This is a genomic window from Micromonospora sp. WMMD737, assembly GCF_049179055.1.
In the GTDB taxonomy this organism is placed as follows: domain Bacteria; phylum Actinomycetota; class Actinomycetes; order Mycobacteriales; family Micromonosporaceae; genus Micromonospora; species Micromonospora reichwaldensis.
In genome coordinates this window covers 1-17,757 of the sequence record NZ_JBMHMH010000061.1, presented here as the reverse complement: position 1 = coordinate 17,757, position 17,757 = coordinate 1, and the positions used below count along the sequence as shown (strand labels likewise).

The 17,757-nt window shown below is 71.5% G+C and carries 15 protein-coding genes and 1 pseudogene; 5 read left to right on the top strand and 11 right to left on the bottom strand.

Features of this window, described 5'->3' with window-relative positions; all coding sequences use genetic code 11:
* Positions 1–92 precede the first annotated feature (92 nt).
* The 8 genes from ACN27A_RS34790 to ACN27A_RS34755 form a co-directional block, all read right to left on the bottom strand.
* Positions 93–1,697 (bottom strand): hypothetical protein, encoded by a 1,605-nt coding sequence (locus ACN27A_RS34790; RefSeq protein ID WP_421459315.1) that lies wholly within the window; start codon positions 1,695–1,697, stop codon positions 93–95.
* Between the two features lie 106 nt (positions 1,698–1,803).
* Positions 1,804–3,159 carry a hypothetical protein gene (locus tag ACN27A_RS34785; protein WP_421459313.1) on the bottom strand — a complete coding sequence of 452 codons (1,356 nt, stop codon included), beginning with the start codon at positions 3,157–3,159 and terminating at the stop codon, positions 1,804–1,806.
* Positions 3,159–3,533 (bottom strand): RRQRL motif-containing zinc-binding protein, encoded by a 375-nt coding sequence (locus ACN27A_RS34780; RefSeq protein WP_421459312.1) that lies wholly within the window; start codon positions 3,531–3,533, stop codon positions 3,159–3,161. Before ACN27A_RS34780 ends, ACN27A_RS34785 begins: the two co-directional genes overlap by 1 nt.
* Positions 3,530–4,018 carry a hypothetical protein gene (locus tag ACN27A_RS34775; protein ID WP_421459310.1) on the bottom strand — a complete coding sequence of 163 codons (489 nt, stop codon included), beginning with the start codon at positions 4,016–4,018 and terminating at the stop codon, positions 3,530–3,532. The genes ACN27A_RS34780 and ACN27A_RS34775 overlap by 4 nt, the downstream gene beginning before the upstream one ends.
* Complete coding sequence (locus ACN27A_RS34770; RefSeq protein WP_421459309.1) at positions 4,018–4,509, bottom strand: hypothetical protein; 492 nt, start codon at positions 4,507–4,509, stop codon at positions 4,018–4,020. Before ACN27A_RS34770 ends, ACN27A_RS34775 begins: the two co-directional genes overlap by 1 nt.
* Positions 4,506–5,141, bottom strand: coding sequence for a GGDEF domain-containing protein (locus ACN27A_RS34765; RefSeq protein ID WP_421459307.1), 636 nt, complete (start codon positions 5,139–5,141; stop codon positions 4,506–4,508). Before ACN27A_RS34765 ends, ACN27A_RS34770 begins: the two co-directional genes overlap by 4 nt.
* Positions 5,142–5,182: 41 nt before the next feature.
* A complete protein-coding gene (locus tag ACN27A_RS34760; RefSeq protein ID WP_350823611.1) occupies positions 5,183–5,668 on the bottom strand; it encodes an Lsr2 family DNA-binding protein in 486 nt (161 codons plus the stop codon).
* Positions 5,665–6,204, bottom strand: coding sequence for an RNA polymerase sigma factor (locus tag ACN27A_RS34755; RefSeq protein WP_350823613.1), 540 nt, complete (start codon positions 6,202–6,204; stop codon positions 5,665–5,667). The genes ACN27A_RS34760 and ACN27A_RS34755 overlap by 4 nt, the downstream gene beginning before the upstream one ends.
* Before the next feature lie 287 nt (positions 6,205–6,491).
* Here ACN27A_RS34755 and ACN27A_RS34750 point away from each other — a divergent pair, with 287 nt between their 5' ends.
* Positions 6,492–7,295, top strand: a complete 804-nt coding sequence (locus tag ACN27A_RS34750) for a GntR family transcriptional regulator (RefSeq protein WP_421459303.1) — start codon at positions 6,492–6,494, stop codon at positions 7,293–7,295.
* Positions 7,270–7,824, top strand: coding sequence for a GNAT family N-acetyltransferase (locus ACN27A_RS34745; protein ID WP_421459300.1), 555 nt, complete (start codon positions 7,270–7,272; stop codon positions 7,822–7,824). Before ACN27A_RS34750 ends, ACN27A_RS34745 begins: the two co-directional genes overlap by 26 nt.
* Before the next feature lie 92 nt (positions 7,825–7,916).
* On the opposite strand, the gene ACN27A_RS34740 is transcribed toward ACN27A_RS34745, so the two are convergent.
* The 3 genes from ACN27A_RS34740 to ACN27A_RS34730 all read right to left on the bottom strand — a co-directional run bounded on the left by ACN27A_RS34740 (position 7,917) and on the right by ACN27A_RS34730 (position 9,831).
* Entirely contained in the window at positions 7,917–8,414 is a 498-nt protein-coding gene (locus ACN27A_RS34740; RefSeq protein ID WP_421459298.1) for a hypothetical protein, read from the bottom strand.
* Positions 8,415–8,489: 75 nt separating this feature from the next.
* A complete protein-coding gene (locus ACN27A_RS34735) occupies positions 8,490–9,299 on the bottom strand; it encodes a hypothetical protein (protein WP_421459296.1) in 810 nt (269 codons plus the stop codon).
* A gap of 79 nt (positions 9,300–9,378) precedes the next feature.
* A complete protein-coding gene (locus ACN27A_RS34730; protein WP_421459294.1) occupies positions 9,379–9,831 on the bottom strand; it encodes a hypothetical protein in 453 nt (150 codons plus the stop codon).
* A 157-nt stretch (positions 9,832–9,988) separates the two neighbouring features.
* Here ACN27A_RS34730 and ACN27A_RS34725 point away from each other — a divergent pair, with 157 nt between their 5' ends.
* From ACN27A_RS34725 to ACN27A_RS34715, 3 genes and pseudogenes are all read left to right on the top strand, one after another.
* Positions 9,989–10,261, top strand: a complete 273-nt coding sequence (locus ACN27A_RS34725) for a recombinase family protein (RefSeq protein WP_421459292.1) — start codon at positions 9,989–9,991, stop codon at positions 10,259–10,261.
* A 424-nt stretch (positions 10,262–10,685) separates the two neighbouring features.
* Positions 10,686–10,862, top strand: coding sequence for a hypothetical protein (locus ACN27A_RS34720; protein ID WP_165942569.1), 177 nt, complete (start codon positions 10,686–10,688; stop codon positions 10,860–10,862).
* A pseudogene (locus tag ACN27A_RS34715) lies at positions 10,862–17,757 on the top strand (hypothetical protein); the annotation flags it as partial. The gene ACN27A_RS34720 and the pseudogene ACN27A_RS34715, both read left to right, overlap by 1 nt.

Here is a 17,757-nt window from a genome sequence, read left to right as displayed (position 1 = left end):
CTCCTTCACTTGCTGTCTTGCCTGGTCCTGCGGGTTCCGGAAGGGGTGGGGGCCGCACCAGGTGCGGCGCGGCCCCCCGCGCGGGTGTGCGGTCAGTGACCGATGGAGCGGGCCTGCGCCTCGTACTCCTCGGCCTGCTGCTCGTAGTAGCGGGCCGCGAGGATCTCCCGCGCCGCCTCCGCCTCCGCCTCACGCGCCGACACGGCGTGCTCGTGGGCCACGTTGACGTCACGGATCGTGCGAGCCGCCTGCTTGTGGTTCTCCGCCGACTCCTGGTTGGCGCGGGCGTCACGCCGGTACTGGTCAGCGGCGTCGCGGCAGGCCCGCGCCCGCGCCTGCAGCGTCTGCGCCTTCTCGACCATCTCGGCGTAGCGGTTCGCGACCCGCATCGCGTCCTGGTCGACAGTCGTGGTGCTCATCTCTGGTCCTCCAAGGTGGTTGGAAACAGGGGTTTGGTGCTGGTGGTGCGCGGTGCTGTGCAGCGGCATCGGTGCAGGCCGGTCCACCCACTCGCTGCCAGCGGGAGGACCGGGGTCAAAGGGCGGCGGAGCGGTACGCGGCGCCGAGCGGCGAGCTGATGCCGACGGGCCGCTCGACGAGCTGCCCGACCGGCCACCCGGCACGGTGATGTCGTCCAGGTCGACGTCGATCACCGTCTCCGGCCGGTGCCCACCCGGCGCCGGCCGCGCCTGGGCCGTCTTCGCCGGGTCGTCCTTGCCCGGCTTCTGCTCACCGGTCTCCGGGGCCTTGTCGTCCTTGTTCTTGGTCTTGGGCCGGGCCAGCCCGAGCAGGCCCAGCAGCGCCGCCCCGCCCGCCGCCTTGGCGGCCTTACGCCCCACGTCGCTGGACTTCTTCCCGCCGTCGTCGCTGGCCGGCTTCGCACCGCCGCCCGGGGTCTTTGCGCTGGCCGGAGGCTTGCCGCCACCGCCCGGGGCCTTGCTGCCCCCACCAGGGGTCTTGCTGCCGCCCGGGGTCTTGCTGCGGCCGAACGGCCACCGTCCCGTCTTGTCGCCGGTCGGCTTCCCACCGCCGCCGGGAGTCGCCCCGCCCTTGGGGGCCTTCGGTGCCTTCCCCCCGGGGGTCTTGCCGCCCGGGGTCTTGTCACGGCCGAACGGCCACCAGCTCCCGGACTTGGCGCCGGTCGGCTTCCCACCGCCGCCGGGAGTCGTCCCGCCTCCCTTGGGGGTCTTCCCGCCGGGGGTTTTGCCGCCCCCACCAGGGGTTTTGCCGCCCCCAGCCGGGGTCTTGCTGCGGCCAAACGGCCACCAGCCGTCTCCCTTGCCCCGGCCGTTGGGCGACTTGCCGGGCCGGTCGCCCCGTCCTCCGGCACCGTCCCTGCCCGAGCGGTCCTTGCCGGTCTTGCTCCGGCGGGTGTACTTGCGCCAGGCCAGCCAGCCGGCGCCGGCCAGCACCGCCGCCACGATCAGCCCGGCACCCAGCAGCAGCGCCATCAGCGGCGACACCATCCACATCGCCACCACCACGGCGGCGACGATCGACACCACCACCAGCGCCACCACCAGGCCCACCGACGCCGGCGACGTCTCCGTCAGCTCCTGCGGCTTGACCTTGTCGTCTTTGCCCTGCTCCACCGGCGGCTGCTGCTCGGTCAGCACCGACAGGTCCGGAGCCGGCATCGCCGTCTCGGTCGCCTCACCCTCGATCGTCGGGGCCACGGCCATCGTTTCCGTCTGCATCGCGTTACCTCCCATCAAGCGTTTTGGCTGCTCACGCCCCACGGTTATGAGCTGTTATGAGGCGCTGCACGGGCCGACCCGACCCGAAGACCGGGCCGGCCCCCGGTCACGCGACGCGACCGCTGGTGAGTTCGAGAACCTGGTCGACGATTTCCGCCGGTACGGCGTTGAGGACCCGGCTGATCGTGCGCTCGGAGATGCCGGTGATTTCCTTCAGCGCGGTCTGGGTGGCGTTCCGGTTTTCCGCCCGGGCGGCCAGGATGAGCGCCACCGTTTCCGGTCGGACCTTGTCCACCTCGGGCAGGTTGGCCGGCAACTGAGCCGGAACCGACGCGAGAGTTTTCCGGGACACCGACCGCCCGATTTCCGGCTGCCGAGCCGAGCCCGTTTCCGCCTTCTCCTGTGCCCTGGCGAGGGCCCGGCGGGTGCGCTCCAGCTCGTTGACGAGACCCTCGCGGGCCTCGGTGATCGCCTGGCTCTCCTGCTCGGCGCGAGCCCGCGCGACCGCCTGACTCTCGGCGAAGCGGTGCGCCTGGTCGAGCTGCGCCCGCAGCGCCCGCACCGTCTCGTCCAGCTCGGCGACCCGATCCTGGGCGGCCTGGCCGGTGTAGCGGGCCTCCGCCAGGGCCTGCTGGAAGTCGCGTTCGGCCTGCTCAGCGGCCTCGGTGAGCACCCGCACCTGCTCGGTGGTGGCCCGCTCGGTCAGGGCCCGAGCGGTCGCGGCGCGGTCCGCAGTGTCGCGGGCCTCGGCCAGCCGACCCTCCGCCACCCGCGCCGCCTCGATCGCGGCGGCGGCCCGCTGCTCGGCCACCCGCACGGCCTCACGAGCCTCAGCGGCGGCCCGCTCGTGCTCGGCGATTTCCGCCTCCGAGGCGGCCTGCATTTCCGCCCGCGTTTCCGCCTCCGAGCGCGCCCGCGTTTCCGCCTCGGCCGCCCGGGTTTCCGCCTCGGCACGAGCGGCGGTTTCCGCCTCGGCCCGCGCCGTTTCCGCCCGCGCCTTCGCCTCGGCTTCCGCCTGCGCCCGGCGCGCGGCGGCCGTTTCCGCCTGCGCCGTCCGAAGCTCTTCCGCCCGTCGCGCCGCCTCTTCCGCCGCCGCGATTTCCTTTCCGGTCCGGCCGGTGAGGATCTTGACGCGGACGACCACGATCGGCGCGATGCACGCGACCGCCACCACCAGACCCCACGGCGTCTCTTCGCCCTCGGTGATGAAGACCGGCAGGAGGTGCACCGCGACCTGGCAGAAGATCATCAGCAGCATGCCGACGACCATGTCCTTCCACCGGCGACGGTGGAACGCGGTGATGACGTACACGTCGAGCATCACCGGGAACATCCAGGCGATCCACTTCGAGAAGTGAGCCAGCACCGCCAGGTCGAACTCGCCCTTGGCCGTGAGAATCACCGCGGCGGCCATGGCGATCCACGGCCCCACCGTCGACGCGTCGCGCAGCTTCTCTCTCATCAAGCTGCCCCCATCGCCGGCTCGGCGCACTCCAGGCACTCGCCCCGGGAGCGCGGGATGTAGTAAGGCCGCACGACCAGGCAGGTGGGGCAGGTACGGCGGGCGGCCAGCGCCTTGCCGATCGCGGCGAGCTGCGCCGTCGTGGCCGTGCGCTTCGCCGCCGCCTGGTCGACCTTGTAGAGGTAGGCCACGCGCTCGCCGCCCACCCCGCGCCACATCACCTGCGCCGCGACCGGCTGGCCGCCCGGACGCAGGCCCTGCGCCCGCAACTGGCGCGCCGTGGCGTAGCCGGCCGGCGCGCCCCGCCACCAGTAGGTGGGGATGCCGTAACGGGTGCCCTCCGGGTCGTAGAACGCGGCACGGATCCGGCTCACCGCGACACCTCCCACTCGTAGGAAGCCGTCACGGCCAAACCCCCGGCCAGCATGAGCAGCGTCGACGTGGCCGCCGAGATGGTCAGCCGCCCCAGGTCGTCGACGTCGCCCGCCTGCTCGAACATCGCCGACCGGGCCACCTTGATGCCCGCGACGATGTCGGTCAGCGGCAGCCCCTCCGCCGCGAACTTGCCGAACCAGGCGTCGAGAATCTGCACCGCCGTCGCGTAGGCCGCGCACACGCCCTTGGCCCAGGCGTGCCCGGCCGGGTCGCTGTGCTCGGTGCGGTCCGCCTCCCGCAGGGCCGTCTCGCCCCGCGCGGCCCAATCGGCGCGCACCTGCTCCGGCGAGAGCACCTCACGGCCGTTGAGGATCAGGCGGCCGGTGTACGACACCACCGTGCCGCGCCGGTCACTGCTGACGCTCGACCGGCCGGTCGCGCGGATGCTGACACCCGCCAGGGTCGGAATCCGAAGAGTCGGCATCAGCTCTCACCGCCGACCGCGCGGCGGGCCCGGACCTGCGCGAGCAGTTCCTTGCCCAGGGGGTTGAGGTCGGCCTCGTCAATGTCGACGGCCAGGCCGTGACGGCGCTCGTCGAGCCACCGCCCCAGCCGGCCGCCACCCACCACCGCGCCGACCAGGCCGACCGCGACCGCCGGGGAGTAGAGCAGGACCTGCGGCACCTGCTCGGCGTGCTCGGCCAGCAGCCGGCCCGCGAGCACCGCGAGCGGGGCTGCCGCGACCGCCGCACCGGCAGCGGCCTTCGGCGTCCGCGACGGCTTCGGCCGGTCCGCGAGCCGGCGGGACTCACGCTCGTCGTTGATCGCCTGGCGCAGCTCGCCGGCGAACCAGCCCGGCAGGGCCGCGACCGACGCCGCCCGGTGCTCCAGCTCGGCATCCGACGCCTTACGCAGGCTGGTCCGGTAGCTGGCCAGCGCGGCGGCCAGGTCCAGAGCCTTGGTCGGGGCCGTCATGCCACACCCCCCAGCACACGGGCGGTCTCGGTCATCTCCCGCAGCCGCACCCCCGGCCGCGTCTCCACCACCGGCAGGTCCAGCACCCGGCCGTACTCGGCGACCTGGTCGCCACCGTTGGCCTTGGCCTCGTACAGCGCGAGGTCAGCCGCGCGCAGCACCCGCGACGGCTCGTCACCGACCATCGCCGACACCGCGCCGACACTGGCCCGCACGACCAGCTCCCGCCCGCCCGGCAGCACCACCGGCGCGGCCAGGGCCCGGAGCACCTCGCCGCCGAGCATCCCCGCGATCGGCACCGACGACGGGCAGACCAACACGATCTCGTCACCACCGAGCCGCGCGACCACCGCACCGTCGACCTCGTCGATCGTGGCCGACAGCCGGGCCGCGACCTCGACCAGCACCGCGTCACCCGCGTCGTGTCCGAACGTGTCGTTGACCTGCTTGAACCCGTCCAGATCCACGATCGCCACGTCGTAGGGCTCCCCGGCCAGATCGGCCATCACCGTCGCCAGCCCTGCACGGTTCGCCAGCCCCGTCAGCGGGTCAGTGAACGCCATCCGGTGGGCCTCAGCCAGCCGGGACCGGTCCGCCCGCACCGTCCGCACCGCCCACACGTGACCAGCCACCGACAGCACCGCAACAGCCGGGAGCAACATCGTTCGCGCCTTCACCGGGCCACCTCCGAGCCGGTCGCGGTCGCCCACGCCTGCACGACATTCCGAGGAATCCGGCCGCGCTCACGCACGGTGTAGCCGTTGGTCTTCGCCCACTGGCGGATCGCCGCGCGGTGCATGGCGGCCTCCGCGCCGGTGCCCATCTTCTGCCGCACCTTGGCCAGCTCGGCGGTCAGCGCGGCTTCCTTCTCCGCCAGCTCGCGGGTCCGGGTCTCGGCCTCGCGCTCGGCCTCCAGCCGCCCGGTCAGCTCCTCCATCAGGCCGCTGATCTTCTCGGCGAGCTGGCGGGTCCGCGCGGTGTCGCTGCGCTGAGCCAAGGTCAGCAACTGCTCCATCGTTCGCTCCGGTCGGCGGGCCGGCGTCTGCTCGGCCGCGATCGGGGCGGCGCCGGGGCCGGTGATGACCCGGATGCCCATCGGCATCTGCTGAGTCGGGAAGGTCGGCGTGCCGTTGGTCGGCGCGATCGTCGGGGCGCTCATGCCGGCATCACCACCCCGACCGAGAGCAGGCCACGCAGCGCCCGCAGCGCCTTGTACTGGATGCCCTTGAGCGCCTCGGGGGTCTTGCCCATCACCACGGCGATCTCGTCGATCGACAGCTCCCGCAGGTAGCGCAGCACGATGTACTGCCGCTGCGGCGCGCTGAGCTTGTTGACGCCCGCGATCAGCTCGGCGTTGACCAGCCGGTCCACCGCCGTCTTCGCCGGATCGGCCATCGGGCTGCCCTCGGCCCGGTCGCGGATCTCCGCCACCGGCACCTCGGCGCTCTGCCAGGGCGACTCGCCCGTCAAGCGTCGAGCGATCGTCGTGAGCCAGGCGGTGATGTCGCCGTCCGGGCGGAGCGCGCCGATGTTGCGCAGCGCCCGCACGAACGTCTCCGAGGTCAGGTCCTCGGCCGCCTGGCGGTCACGCACCTGGCCCGACACGAACCGGAACACCTGGTCGACGTGCCGGTCGTAGATCAGACCGAACGCCTCCGCGTCACCGGCCTGAGCCCGTGCTACCAGCGCAGACACCTCGCTGGACATCGATTCGGGGCGAGGCTGTACCGGACGTATCCGGGCAGCACGTACCCTCATAGCTGGCATCTCGTCCTCCTAGGGGTGGGTGCCATCCGGGCTCGGTGGGAGGGCAATCCCGCCGAGCCCTCTTGTTCTATGCAGGCGCATTCCAAGGTCTAGAGCATCGTCATTGACCAGACAATGCGCGTGGTGTTGATGGTGCTACTCGGCACCAAAGGACGTCAAGGGGTAGCGGCAACATTGACTAGACATTGTTCGGTTGCATGAGCGAGACTCGGAACGTGGACAACTTCAGGGCCACCCCATTGCCGGCCTACCAGCGGATCGCTGCGGCGCTCCGCGACAGGATCACGTCGGGAGAGCTCGCTGGAGGCGAGCGGCTCCCGACGGAGCAAGAGCTGACCGAGGAGTGGGGCGTAGCTCGGCAGACCGTCCGCAACGGGATCGCCGTCCTGGTCTCGGAAGGGCTCGTGGTCGCAAGGCGCCCGCTCGGGCACTTCGTCCGTCAGCGCGAGACCATGCTGTACCGACCCCAGAGCGAGTCACGAGACCAGCCGGCAAGCCCGGAGATGGACCGCTTCTGCCAACAGATCACCGAAGAGGGGCGGAAGCCGAGTCAGACGATCGACGTGTCCCTCATCCAGGCGCCGCCGGACATCGCTCAGCGCCTACAGGTCGACCCGGGCACGGTAGTGGTGGCTCGTCGGCGGGTGCGCTACATCAACGGCGAGCCGGTCAACATCAACGACTCGCACTTCCCGCTCCACCTGGTGAAAGACTCCGAGATCATGTCGCCCGCTGACGTCGTCAGGGGCACCAACCAGGCGCTTGCCGACCTGGGTTACCCGCAAGATCGCGCCATCGATGAGATCTTCACCCGAATGCCCACCCCCGAGCAGATCCGCCGGCTGGGCTTGGGACCGGGCACACCAGTGGCGGTCCACTACGTGACTGGCTACATCGCCGACGGCACGCCCGTACGGTGCACGGTCAACGTGCTGCCGAGTGATCAACATGTCATCGTGTTCGAGCGCAAGTTCGAGCGGACCTGGAGCGACCTTGACCCTGACCATTCGGCCCGCTGAGGACGATCACGAGTTCGAGATCGCGATGGCGCTGCTCATGCAGCGAATCCAGTGGCTACGCGAGCGCGGGTCAGACCAGTGGGTCACCTGGGAACGGTGGCGAACGAAGTTGGGCCCCTCACTCGCGGCTGGCGACATCTGGATCTTGTGGGACGGCGACGAGGCCATCGGCACGATCACCGTCGAGATGACCGGCGACTCGGATTTCTGGACTCCCGACGAGCTGACCGAGCCAGCCGTCTACGTCTCGAAGCTGGCCGTGCGACTCGATCGCGCTGGCCAGGAACTCGGCACCCTGCTGTTGGCGTGGGCCAGCGACTACGCGTGGCGGCACGGCTGTCGCTACGTCCGGCTGGACGCCTGGAAGACCAACGAGGGCCTACACGCCTACTACCTCTCACGCGGATGGACGTACCTGCGCACGTCGACTGACCCGAATCGACGGTCCGGGGCTCTGTTTCAGCGCGCAGCAGGCCCAATGAGCCAGCAGCCGATCGACCTGCGAACGGCTACTTCGCGGCACGGGTGATCGCCACCCGGGCGCGGGGCCGACCCTCGGCCGGTCGGTCCGCGCCCGGGGATCGTGGCGTCTAGGTGCTCACCCTTCTGGTGCAGCTGGCCTCAGCTCTTGATGCCAGCGGAGCCGAACAGGTCGAGCTGCTCGCCGGGGTCGGTTGGCCGGCACGCCTCCCATACGGCGTCTCCGGCCTGGCCGCAGGCGTCGACGACGTCGTTCCAGCCGATTCCTCGGAATCCGCCCGGGTGGTCGCGCCAGGCGATGACGGCCTGCTGGCAGCGGTGGATCAGGTCGTCGGTGACTCGGCCGCTGTCGAGCACGTTGCCCAAGTCGGTCCAGGTCAGCCGTAGCGGCTGGCGGAGGTGCCCGTCGGTGATCTCGATCCGGGTCTTGGTGAGCCGGAGCATCCGGCCGGCGGGCAGTGACATCCCGAGGTGGTCAGGGGCGAGCTGTCGGGCGTCTCGGGTGCGCCAGTAGGTCAGCGGGTGGATGGCGTGACTGCGGGCGAAGGATCCAACGGCCCAGGCCAGCAGCGGACGGTGGGTGGTCGGGGTAGCGGTGGCGAGGATGGTGCGGGCGTCGGTCCGGTGGCTGCTGGTCATGGTGGTCTCCCCGTCGTTGCTGGTCGGGTGGCGTCCCTGTGCCCGGGCCGGTGGCGGCCCGGGGCACGGGTGCGGTCAGCCGTGGTCCTGGTCGACGTCGACGCCGTCGGGCAGGCGGGTCCAGCCGGTGGGGGTCCAGATCTGCCAGTGCTGGTCGGGGCCGGCGGGGTGGTCGCGGCGCAGAACGTAGGCGGCGGCGCGGTGCCAGGTGGGGTCGGTGGTCAGCGGCACGGGGACGCTGGCGTGGAGAGTCGGATACGGATCGCCGTCGCGGACGTGCTGCATGAGCCGGACCGGGGTGCGGGAAGCGGCCAGCCGCGCGGCGACGTCCGTCGCGGTGAGGTGCTCGCGGACCAGCTCGGCCAGCACGTCGGCGACGGTGGCGGAGTCGCCGGTGTACAGCCGGCACTGCTGGGCGTACTCGTCGAGTTCCCTGCCTCCGAGGCAGTTCAACTGGTAGGTGGCGCTGCGGTGCCGGTAGGTGGTGATCCAGCCGACGAAGCGGTCGCCGAGGTACAGCGGGTGCTGCTTCGCGCTGCCGGGGCCGGGGTGGGCGGGGCCGTCGACCCGGAGCTGGGTGTGCGGGACGGTCAGGCCGGTGTGCGGCAGGGTCACCGGCCCGCTGGTCGCCGCGATCACCATGGCGTTGATCCAGGCCACGCGGACTGAGTTGGAGTGCGTGCAGTTGCGGCAGTCGATCGGGGCGGCGACGGCGGCGCCGACCTTGACGGTGTCGCCTCGGGTGCCGGCGCTGCACGAGCCGGCGACGTAGCGGGGCTCGCCGGCCGGGCCCGTGATGCTGCTCAGGTTGCCAAGGTGGACGACGCGGCCTCGGCCGATGCGGACCGGTGCGAGCTGGGCGGGCCGGGTGTTGGTGCTGGTCATGGTCTCGATCCCTTCGATGTACTGACGGGGTTGGCGGGGTGCCGGGGCCGGCCCTCGGTGGGCCGGCCCCGGCTGGGTGTCAGCAGTCGTCGGGGTCGGGGTCGTTGCCGTCGTGCTGGTCGGCCGCGCCGTACAGAGAGGTCGTGATCTCGGTGAGCTGGGCGAAGAGGCCGTGCCGGTAGACGACCTGGCTGCGGATCGCCTCGGCCTTCGGCGGCCACTGGCCGACCAGGTAGTCGGCCAGCGCCTGCCGGGACTCGTCGGCGAGGGCCTGCGCCTGGTCGCGGCCGGCCAGGTCGATGGCGGCGGCGAAGATGGCGCCGGCGATGTCGTAGCCGACTCCGGCCGGGTGGTTGCGCACCCGACGGTTGGCGGCCCGCAGAATGACCGACGGGCTGAACGTGCCGGTCTCGAACGGGCACTCCGGGTGGCACGGGTCTCCGGCGCTGACGCCGTAGGCGTCGGCACCGCAGCCGACGCACTGGTCGTTGTGGTCGATCTCCCGGGTCGGGATCGTCGTACGCTGGGTCATGGAACTGCCTTTCGCAGAGGGGTTGTTCTTCCTGGTCCGGCCGGGTGAGCCACCACCTGGCCGGACCGTTCCTTGCCTCTCTATCGTACAGGAAAAGGTGCAGGAAAAGCTCCTTCAGGGGTCTTTTTATGTACCTTTTTGCCGTACGCTGTGGGGCATGAGCAGCGAATCTGAGATGCGCCGGCCCGAGGTGTCGGCGGGGATGGCGGCGGCCCGGGACCGGGGTGTGCGGCTGGGTCGGCCGCCGGCACCGGTGCCGCCCTCGGCGGGCCGGGCGGCGGAACTGCGCGGTGAGGGGCTGTCGCTGGCGGCCATCGCCGAGAGGCTGAACGCCGAGCAGGTGCCGACCCCGTCGGGCAAGGGCAAGTGGGCCAAGAGCAGCGTCAGCTACGTGCTGACCCGGTATGACGCGGCGCAGGCATCGGCGTAGGCCGTGGTGGGCGGGGTTGCGGGCTTGCCCGCGCGCGGTGCCGGGGTGGGGTGGGATCTCCTCGTGTCGGCCGATCTCCGATCGACCGGGCCGGCTCCGGGACGGCCAGGCTCGGCGTAGCCGACCGCGCAGCGGCTTGGCCTGGTCGTCCCGGAGACGGTCTGGTAGCCCTCTGGGCGGCCGGCGCGAGGGGATCCCACCCCTGGGTGACCACTCACCCACCTGGCACCGGCGGTCGCCCCCGGGCATCTCCGAGAGAGGCCCCGCCGGAGGCGTCGTCCTTCCGCCGGTCTACCGGCGGGCACTGACCCGCACCGACGCGCGGGCGCTGCCCCGGTGCGCCCACCGGCGGCCCGGCAACAGGGGTGCGGCGTATGCGCCGGCCGGCTACCTTGATGTGCTCAAACGATCATGCGGGGGAATCGTGAGCGAGCCGCACAGCCAGGCCACACCAGAGCGGGACGTCGACGCGGCGTTGACCGGGTTGCAGGACCAGATTGACGCAATCGTGCGGGTGCTGGGCGATCACCAAAGGGTGTTCGAGGCACTGCGTGCGGCGGGGCTGCTGCCAGATGGTGGTGGCGCGGGCCAGGACCGGTGATGGCTGAGCCTCGTGACACGACGGTCGAGCGGATCGTCGCGTCGGTCTACCGGGTCGATGACCTGGCGAGTCGGGCGGAGTCCCTTGCCGCGCAGGTAGCCGGCCCCGCCCCGGCACCGCCCGTGGACCAGGCTGTCCGGCAGCGGTTGCTCGCCGCCCAGGCCGTCGCCGCCGAGGTCTACCGCCAGCAGCTCGACGACGCGCCAGGGCCATCGCGGTGGCTGACCGCACAGGGCGTGCCGACTGACGGGCGCTGGACGGTGGGATACGCCCCGGACCGGCCGGCAGCGGTCGTCAACGAACTGCGGCGGCGCGGGTTTACCGACGCCGAGATCGTGGCCAGTGGCCTGGCCGCGACCAGCCGCGGCGGCCAGTTGGTCGACCGGTTCCGCAACCGCGTGATGGTCGGAGTGCGCGACCACCGAGCTGCCGGGACTCCGGTCGTCGGCTGGGTCGGCTACGCCCCGCCCGGCGCGGCGACCGACGCGGCACCAGTGCTGCACAGCCCCACCACGGCGGTCTACCGGCCGGCGGACTGCCTCATCGGCCTGGCAGAGCAGCCCGAGCGGGACGGCCGTACCGTCGTGGCCCGCAGCGCGTTGGAGGCCATCGCCTTGGCCGAACGCGCCGACGAACTGGGTGAGAACGCGCCGCTGGTGGTGGCGCCCGCCGGGCCCACGCTGACCGGATCGCAGGTCGCCGCGCTCACCGCGCACACCGACACGGCGGCCGGCGTCACCGTCGTCCTCGACAACGAGCACGACCGGCACGCCGAACGGGCCTACCAACTGCTCGCCCCTGCCGTGGCCCGGCACCCGAACAGGCCAGGGCCACTCGGGTACGCCTACCCCGGCGCCAGCGCCGTCGTGGAGTCCCACCCCCTGGTGGAGGCTGCGGTCACCAGCCGGGTCGCCCGGGCCGCCCGAGGGTTCGTAACGCCGAAGGGGCGGGCGGTGGCCGCTGACTCCATCCGCGCCATGCTCGACGGGCAGCCCGCCGACCTCGTCGACCGGTGGGCCTCGTACGCCGCTGAACGGCTGGGTGTGCCCGTCATGCCCACGCCACCGGCGCCTGCGACCACGACCCCGGACACCGCCGTCGACGTGCCGGCACCGGTGATGCTCAGCGGCGCTGCCGCCACGACTGGTCCTCCGGTGGAGAGCGTCGACCACCCCCTGCCTGCGCCAGCGGCGGACCCCGCACCAGATTCCACCGTTGCCCAGCACGATGCGTTCGTCGACGCCGAGCAGCCCGTCCAGCAGGCAACCGAGCGGCCCGTCCAGCAGGTACCTGAGCAGCTACATCTTGACTTCCCGGTCGCGGACGTCGAGGCCCCCAGCCTGGAGGCTGGAAACGACACGGACCTGGCTCCCACTCGGATCGACGCTGAGAGTGATCCGGACCCGCAGGACGAGCCCGACGCCGGCAGCTCCCTACCGGATGACGACGCCCTGGTCCTGCCCGACCCGTCACCGGATGAGCCGGAAGAGGTCCCGGAGCCGCTGGCCGGTGCGATCCCGGTGGAGGGCGTCGACGGCTACCACTACACGCGTGGAGACGACACCGTCACGACGGTCTACGGACCCGACAACACGGTGGTGGCCGTCGGGAAGTCGGCCGGCGGCGGCATCACGGCCGGCGAGGTTGATGGCGTGCGCATCACTGGTGCTGCCATCTACGGCACCCGCAGCTTCGCCGAACTCGCGGCCCGCCAGCACCAGGCCGCCAACCTGCCACAGGATCAGCGTGACCGGGTGTGGATCGAGTTCGTGCGCGACCCGACCGCGAAGTCGGGCCACGTCATCGTGGTGCATGGCACGGTCAAGGACGATCCTCTCGACGACCGCGCCACCAAGGACGCCGCCCGGTTCCTGTGGTCCGGCAAGAAGAAGGCGCGGGTCAGCGGCCGGAAGTGGACCGCACGCACGGTGGACGACAGCCTCGCCCGCCTGCTGAGCGAGTTCGCCCGGCAAGGCAGAGCTGTCCTGGTCCGTCCCCCTGACGCGGGACGCCCCGAGAGCGAAGCACCCAGTCCTGCACCCGTCACCACCGAGCGGCAGCCGCAGGATCGTCCGGCGGCCGACCCGCACTCCTTGAGTGACGAAGACCTGGCTGAGGCCATCCGCAGAGCGGAGGGTCAGGTCGGGTACGGCATCCGCCGCGACGAAGCGGCGGCTGCCCGGGCCGATGCCTTGCAGAAGGTGCGGCAGGACCGGGTCCTCCAGCGCGTGGAGAACGCACCAGAGGCCGCGGGCATGAGCGACGACGAGCTTGCCGCAGAGCAGCGGTGGCTGATCGAGTCGTTCGCCCGCAACGCGTTCACGGCTGGAGACGGCGCGCGGGCCGTACGTGCCCGGCGTGATGCCGTCCAGGGTGAGCGGCAGCGCCGCGAGGCAACCGTGCTGCTGGCGGGCCCGACTGCCCAGAGCCTGGACGACGAAGCCCTCGACACGGTCTACACACAGACACGCGGCCTGTGGGTCCGCATGCAGTCCAGCCACGAACTGCACGACGTGCTCGAACAGCGCGGTGAGGAGCTGCGTACGGAACTGGCGCTGCGCCGGATCCGGCACTACGAGCAACGGCCGGACGTCGCCGGCATGACCCTGGAGGACCTGGCTGCGGAGAGCGCGGAACTCTCCGGCTTCCGGGAGCCCGAGGCCCTGTTCCAGCGCAAAGACGTCAACCAGGCCCGACAGGCACGGTTGGCGGTCGTCGACACGGAGATGGACCGCCGGGAAGCAGCCCGGTATCCCGATGAACTCGCCCGCGCCCAGCTTCGGGGCAGCCGCGCGACTCGGGAGGTGACGATCGACGGGATGCCGCACGCGTACGGCCTTGTCGAACCGGTGCCTGGCAAGGAAGCCCACTTCAAGGCGCAGGTCCGCTACACCACTTGGCTTGGTGAGTTCCCGTCTCGGGCCGCGGCCGTCGCTGCTCTGGTCCGCCACTACGACACGGACCCCGCCACCTACCCTCAGCGGACCTGGGGTGTTCCGCGTGATGTCGCGCTGCCGGTCGCCGTGCGCACTGAGCTGCTGGCGTGGCTGGAGCCCCGGGCGGACAGCAGCCCGGAGTGGCGGCGCCTCATGGAGATCTTGTGGCTGGTGCCGACCCGGCAGGCGGACCGGAACCCGCTGACCGGTGAGACAATGCAGACGTACCACTACTCGGTCGAACAGGGTCTGCTCAGCGAGCTGGCCCGGGTCGGGGAACGGGTGACCGCAGACCTGCGGACGCGGTCGGCCAACACCGAGCTTCCCCGCAAGGACCGGGAGGCCGCCAAACGTCGTATCCCGGCGATGGGTGCCGCTCTGCACAACGTCCTCGGTCTACGTGACCGGCTCGCCGCCGAGGGCATCAACACGGATCTGCGGGCGGTGGACCAGAGCCAGGTGGCGGCCCAACTCGCGGCGCTGGCCGGCGTCGACAACGACATTGAGGAAGGTGGCGATGACAGTCAGCCAGTACAGCGTGATGGCGCGGGAGCACTGGAGCAGGTTCCGGCCCCGGGAGCTGGCGGGGTTGCAGGACCCGGAGGCGTTCTTCGCCCGGATGGGCAGCCAGATCCAGCAGGCGGTGATCGACACGCAGGAGGCGCTGGAGGAGACGCTGGAGCCGGAGACGGACTACCAGGCGCGGGTGGGTCAGCTGAACCAGATCCGGGCCACCGCGGAGCAGCAGGTGATGGCGCAGTTGCTGCCGCCGCCGGAGGACGACCAGGACCCGCCGATGCCGCCGAGCGCGCTCCGCAGCGGCCTGGACGAGATCAGCCGGGACCTGAACAGGATGTAGCGCCGTTCCGGCCCGATCCGCAAGATGTCCCTCGTGGTCCGCTGGCACGCGCTGCGGCGAACCTGGCAGCCATCAAGGTCCTGAACCGGTTGGAGCAGACACGCACGAGTGCCACCCACGACGACAAGCGGGTCCTGGCCCGCTGGTCGGGCTGGGGATCGGTGCCCGTGGTGTTCCTCGAACAGCCGGACGAGAAGAACCCTGTCTATGGTCAGGGCGGGCAACGCGAGGGCCGATACGCCCAGGACCTGAGACGGTGGGAGGAATACTCACCCGTCCGCAACGAGCTGCGGGAGTTGCTGGACCCGTTCGCGTGGGCCGCCGCTTCCCGCGCGGTCCTGTCGGCCCACTACACGCCGCAGGCCCTGGCCCAGGCCATGTGGGATGGCCTGCGCGCCTTCGGCTTCGACGGCGGTGAGGTCCTGGAGGCCGGCTGCGGTTCGGGGACGTTCTTCGGCACGGCCCCGGCCGGCACGGTGCGGTTGACCGGCGTCGAGCTGGACCCGGTCACGGCCCGGATCGCCCAGTTCATCTACCCCGACGCGAACGTGCTGGTCGAGTCCTTCGCCGACACCGACGCCCCGGCTGGTGCCTTCGACGTGGCGATCGGGAACGTGCCGTTCGCGCAGGTGCCCTTCACCGAACGCCGGTACGGCGCGACGGGCCACAGCCTGCACAACGGGTTCCTCATCAAGGAACTGGCCCTGGTCCGCCCGGGTGGCATGGTCGTGGCCGTCACGTCCCGCTGGACGCTCGATGCCGAGGACACCGCCGCGCGCCGCCAGATGGCCCGCTACGGCGACCTGGTCGCCGCGTACCGGCTGCCCGCCGGGGTCTTCACCGACACGGGCACCAGCGTCGTCGTCGACGTCCTGGTCCTGCGACGCCGCGCCGAGGGACAGGACCCTGCCGACCTGGCCTGGCTGGACGCTCCCAGCCGTGAGCTCAACGGCAGCACCCACACCATCAACGCCTACTTCACCGCCCACCCGGAGCACGTCCTGGGCGAGCTGACCGCCGCGTCCGGCCCGTACGGGCCCGCGGTGACCGTCAAGGGCGACCCCGCGCGAGCCGTCGACGACCTGCGGGCCGCGTTGCAGCAGGCAGCCGAGCAGGCCACGGCCGACGGGCGCGGCTACCAGCCGCACCCTGACGGCCCCGACCGCAAGCCGCTGCACCTACAGACGGCCCGGGACAAGCACGCCAACGACTACACCGGTCGCCTCTACCTCGACGAGGACGGCCGGATCTGGCAGCACATCAACGGCGCGGACCCCGTCGAGGCGGTCCCCTCCGACGGCAACACCGGGCAGTTGCTCGCGCTAATGCAGTTGCGCGACGTCGCCGCCGAGCTGAAAGAGCTGGACCGCACCGGTGACGAAGCTGACCGCGCACAGCAGCTCCGGGCCCGGCTGCGGGAGCTGCACGCGGCCTACACCACGGCGCATGGTCCCCTGTCCCGGCCCCGCCAGACCCGCCTGTCGGCCGGGGCTGAAGTACGCGAGCGCGCCAGAGCCGAGGGCCGGGAGGTCCGCGAGGACGAACGCACCCTGACCGCGTCGGGCTGGTTCCGGGAGGACCCCGACGCCGCCACGGTGCTCGCGTTGGAATCCTGGGACCGCAAGCACGACGTGCCGGTCCTGTCCGAAGTCCTCGCTCGGCGGCCGGGCGCCCGTAGCGGCCGGCTGGAACACACCGACGATCCGAAGACGGCCCTGACCGCCGTCATGGGCGCCACCGGCCAGGTCGACCTGGTCCGCATCGCCGAACTGCTCGGCACCACCCCCGACGAAGCTCGGCGTCGTCTGGGCACCGAGGTGTTCGACAATCCCGTCACCGGCCGTCTGGAGCACGCCGGCATCTACCTGTCCGGGGCGGTCCGCCTCAAGCTGGATGAGGCCCGCACCGCCGCCGCCAGTGACCCCGCCTACGCGGTGAACGTGGCCGCGCTGGAAACGGTGCAGCCCCGCGAGAAGCGCATCGGCCAGTTCACCCCCCAGCTCGGCGCGCACTGGATTCCCGCCCCGCTCGTGCAGGGCTTCCTACGCCAGTACCTGGGCGATCCCACGCTGCGGGTCGACCACAACGAGCGGTACGGCTGGTCGCTGTACGCGGGCAAGGTGCCCGACGCCATCAACGCGCTCAAGGGCACCGAACGCCGCTCGGCCGTGCACATCGCCCGCGCGATCCTCGGCCGCGGTTCCCTGGTCGTCGAGAACGCCGTGTCCATGGGCGACAAGGTCGTCCACGAGGTGGACGAGGACGCCAGCCGCGCGGCCCGGCAAAAGGCCGACGCGATGCGTTCGGCGTTCGAGGAGTACCTCACCGCCGACAGCACCCGGGTCAAGGCCCTCACCGACGCCTACAACCGGATCATGAACGGGCACGTCGTCCGCAACTACGACGGCCTGGCCCCCACTCTCGCCGGCTTCACCGACCAACGCACACCGCACCCTCACCAACTGTCGGGCGCCGCTCGCATGCAGTTCGAGCGGGGCGTGATCCTCGCCCACGAGGTCGGACTCGGCAAGACCACCACCATGATCATGGGCACCCAGGCGCTCAAGGCATCCGGGCAGATCCACAAGCCCTTCGCGGTGGTGCAGCGCCACCTCGCCAAGCAGTGGCTCGACGAAGCCCAGTTCCTGTACCCCAACGCCGACATCCGCCTGATCACCAGCGACCTGCTCTCCGGCGACGAGCGTCGTCGCACCCTGGAGTGGCTGCGCTCCAACACCCCAGACCTGACGATCTTCACCGAGGGCGCGTTCACGTCGGTGAAGATGAGCCCCGAGTTCCAGGAGTGGTACGAGTTCCAAGAGGTCGACAACCTGCGCGAGCAGATCCTGCGCGAACGCGGCGTCCCCGAGAACGGTCTCGCCGTGATGAAGCTCGAACAGCGGCTGGCCACCCTGGAAGCCCGGCTCCGGCGCAACGCCGCCCCGATGCGCACCCCCGGCGAGCTGTACTGGGAAGACCTCGGCTTCGACTACGCCACCATCGACGAACTCCACCGGTTCAAGGGGGTGGGTTTCCGGTCGAAGGAAGCCGGCGGCGACACCGCGAAGATCCGCGCGGTCGACCTGCACCAGAAGCTCAC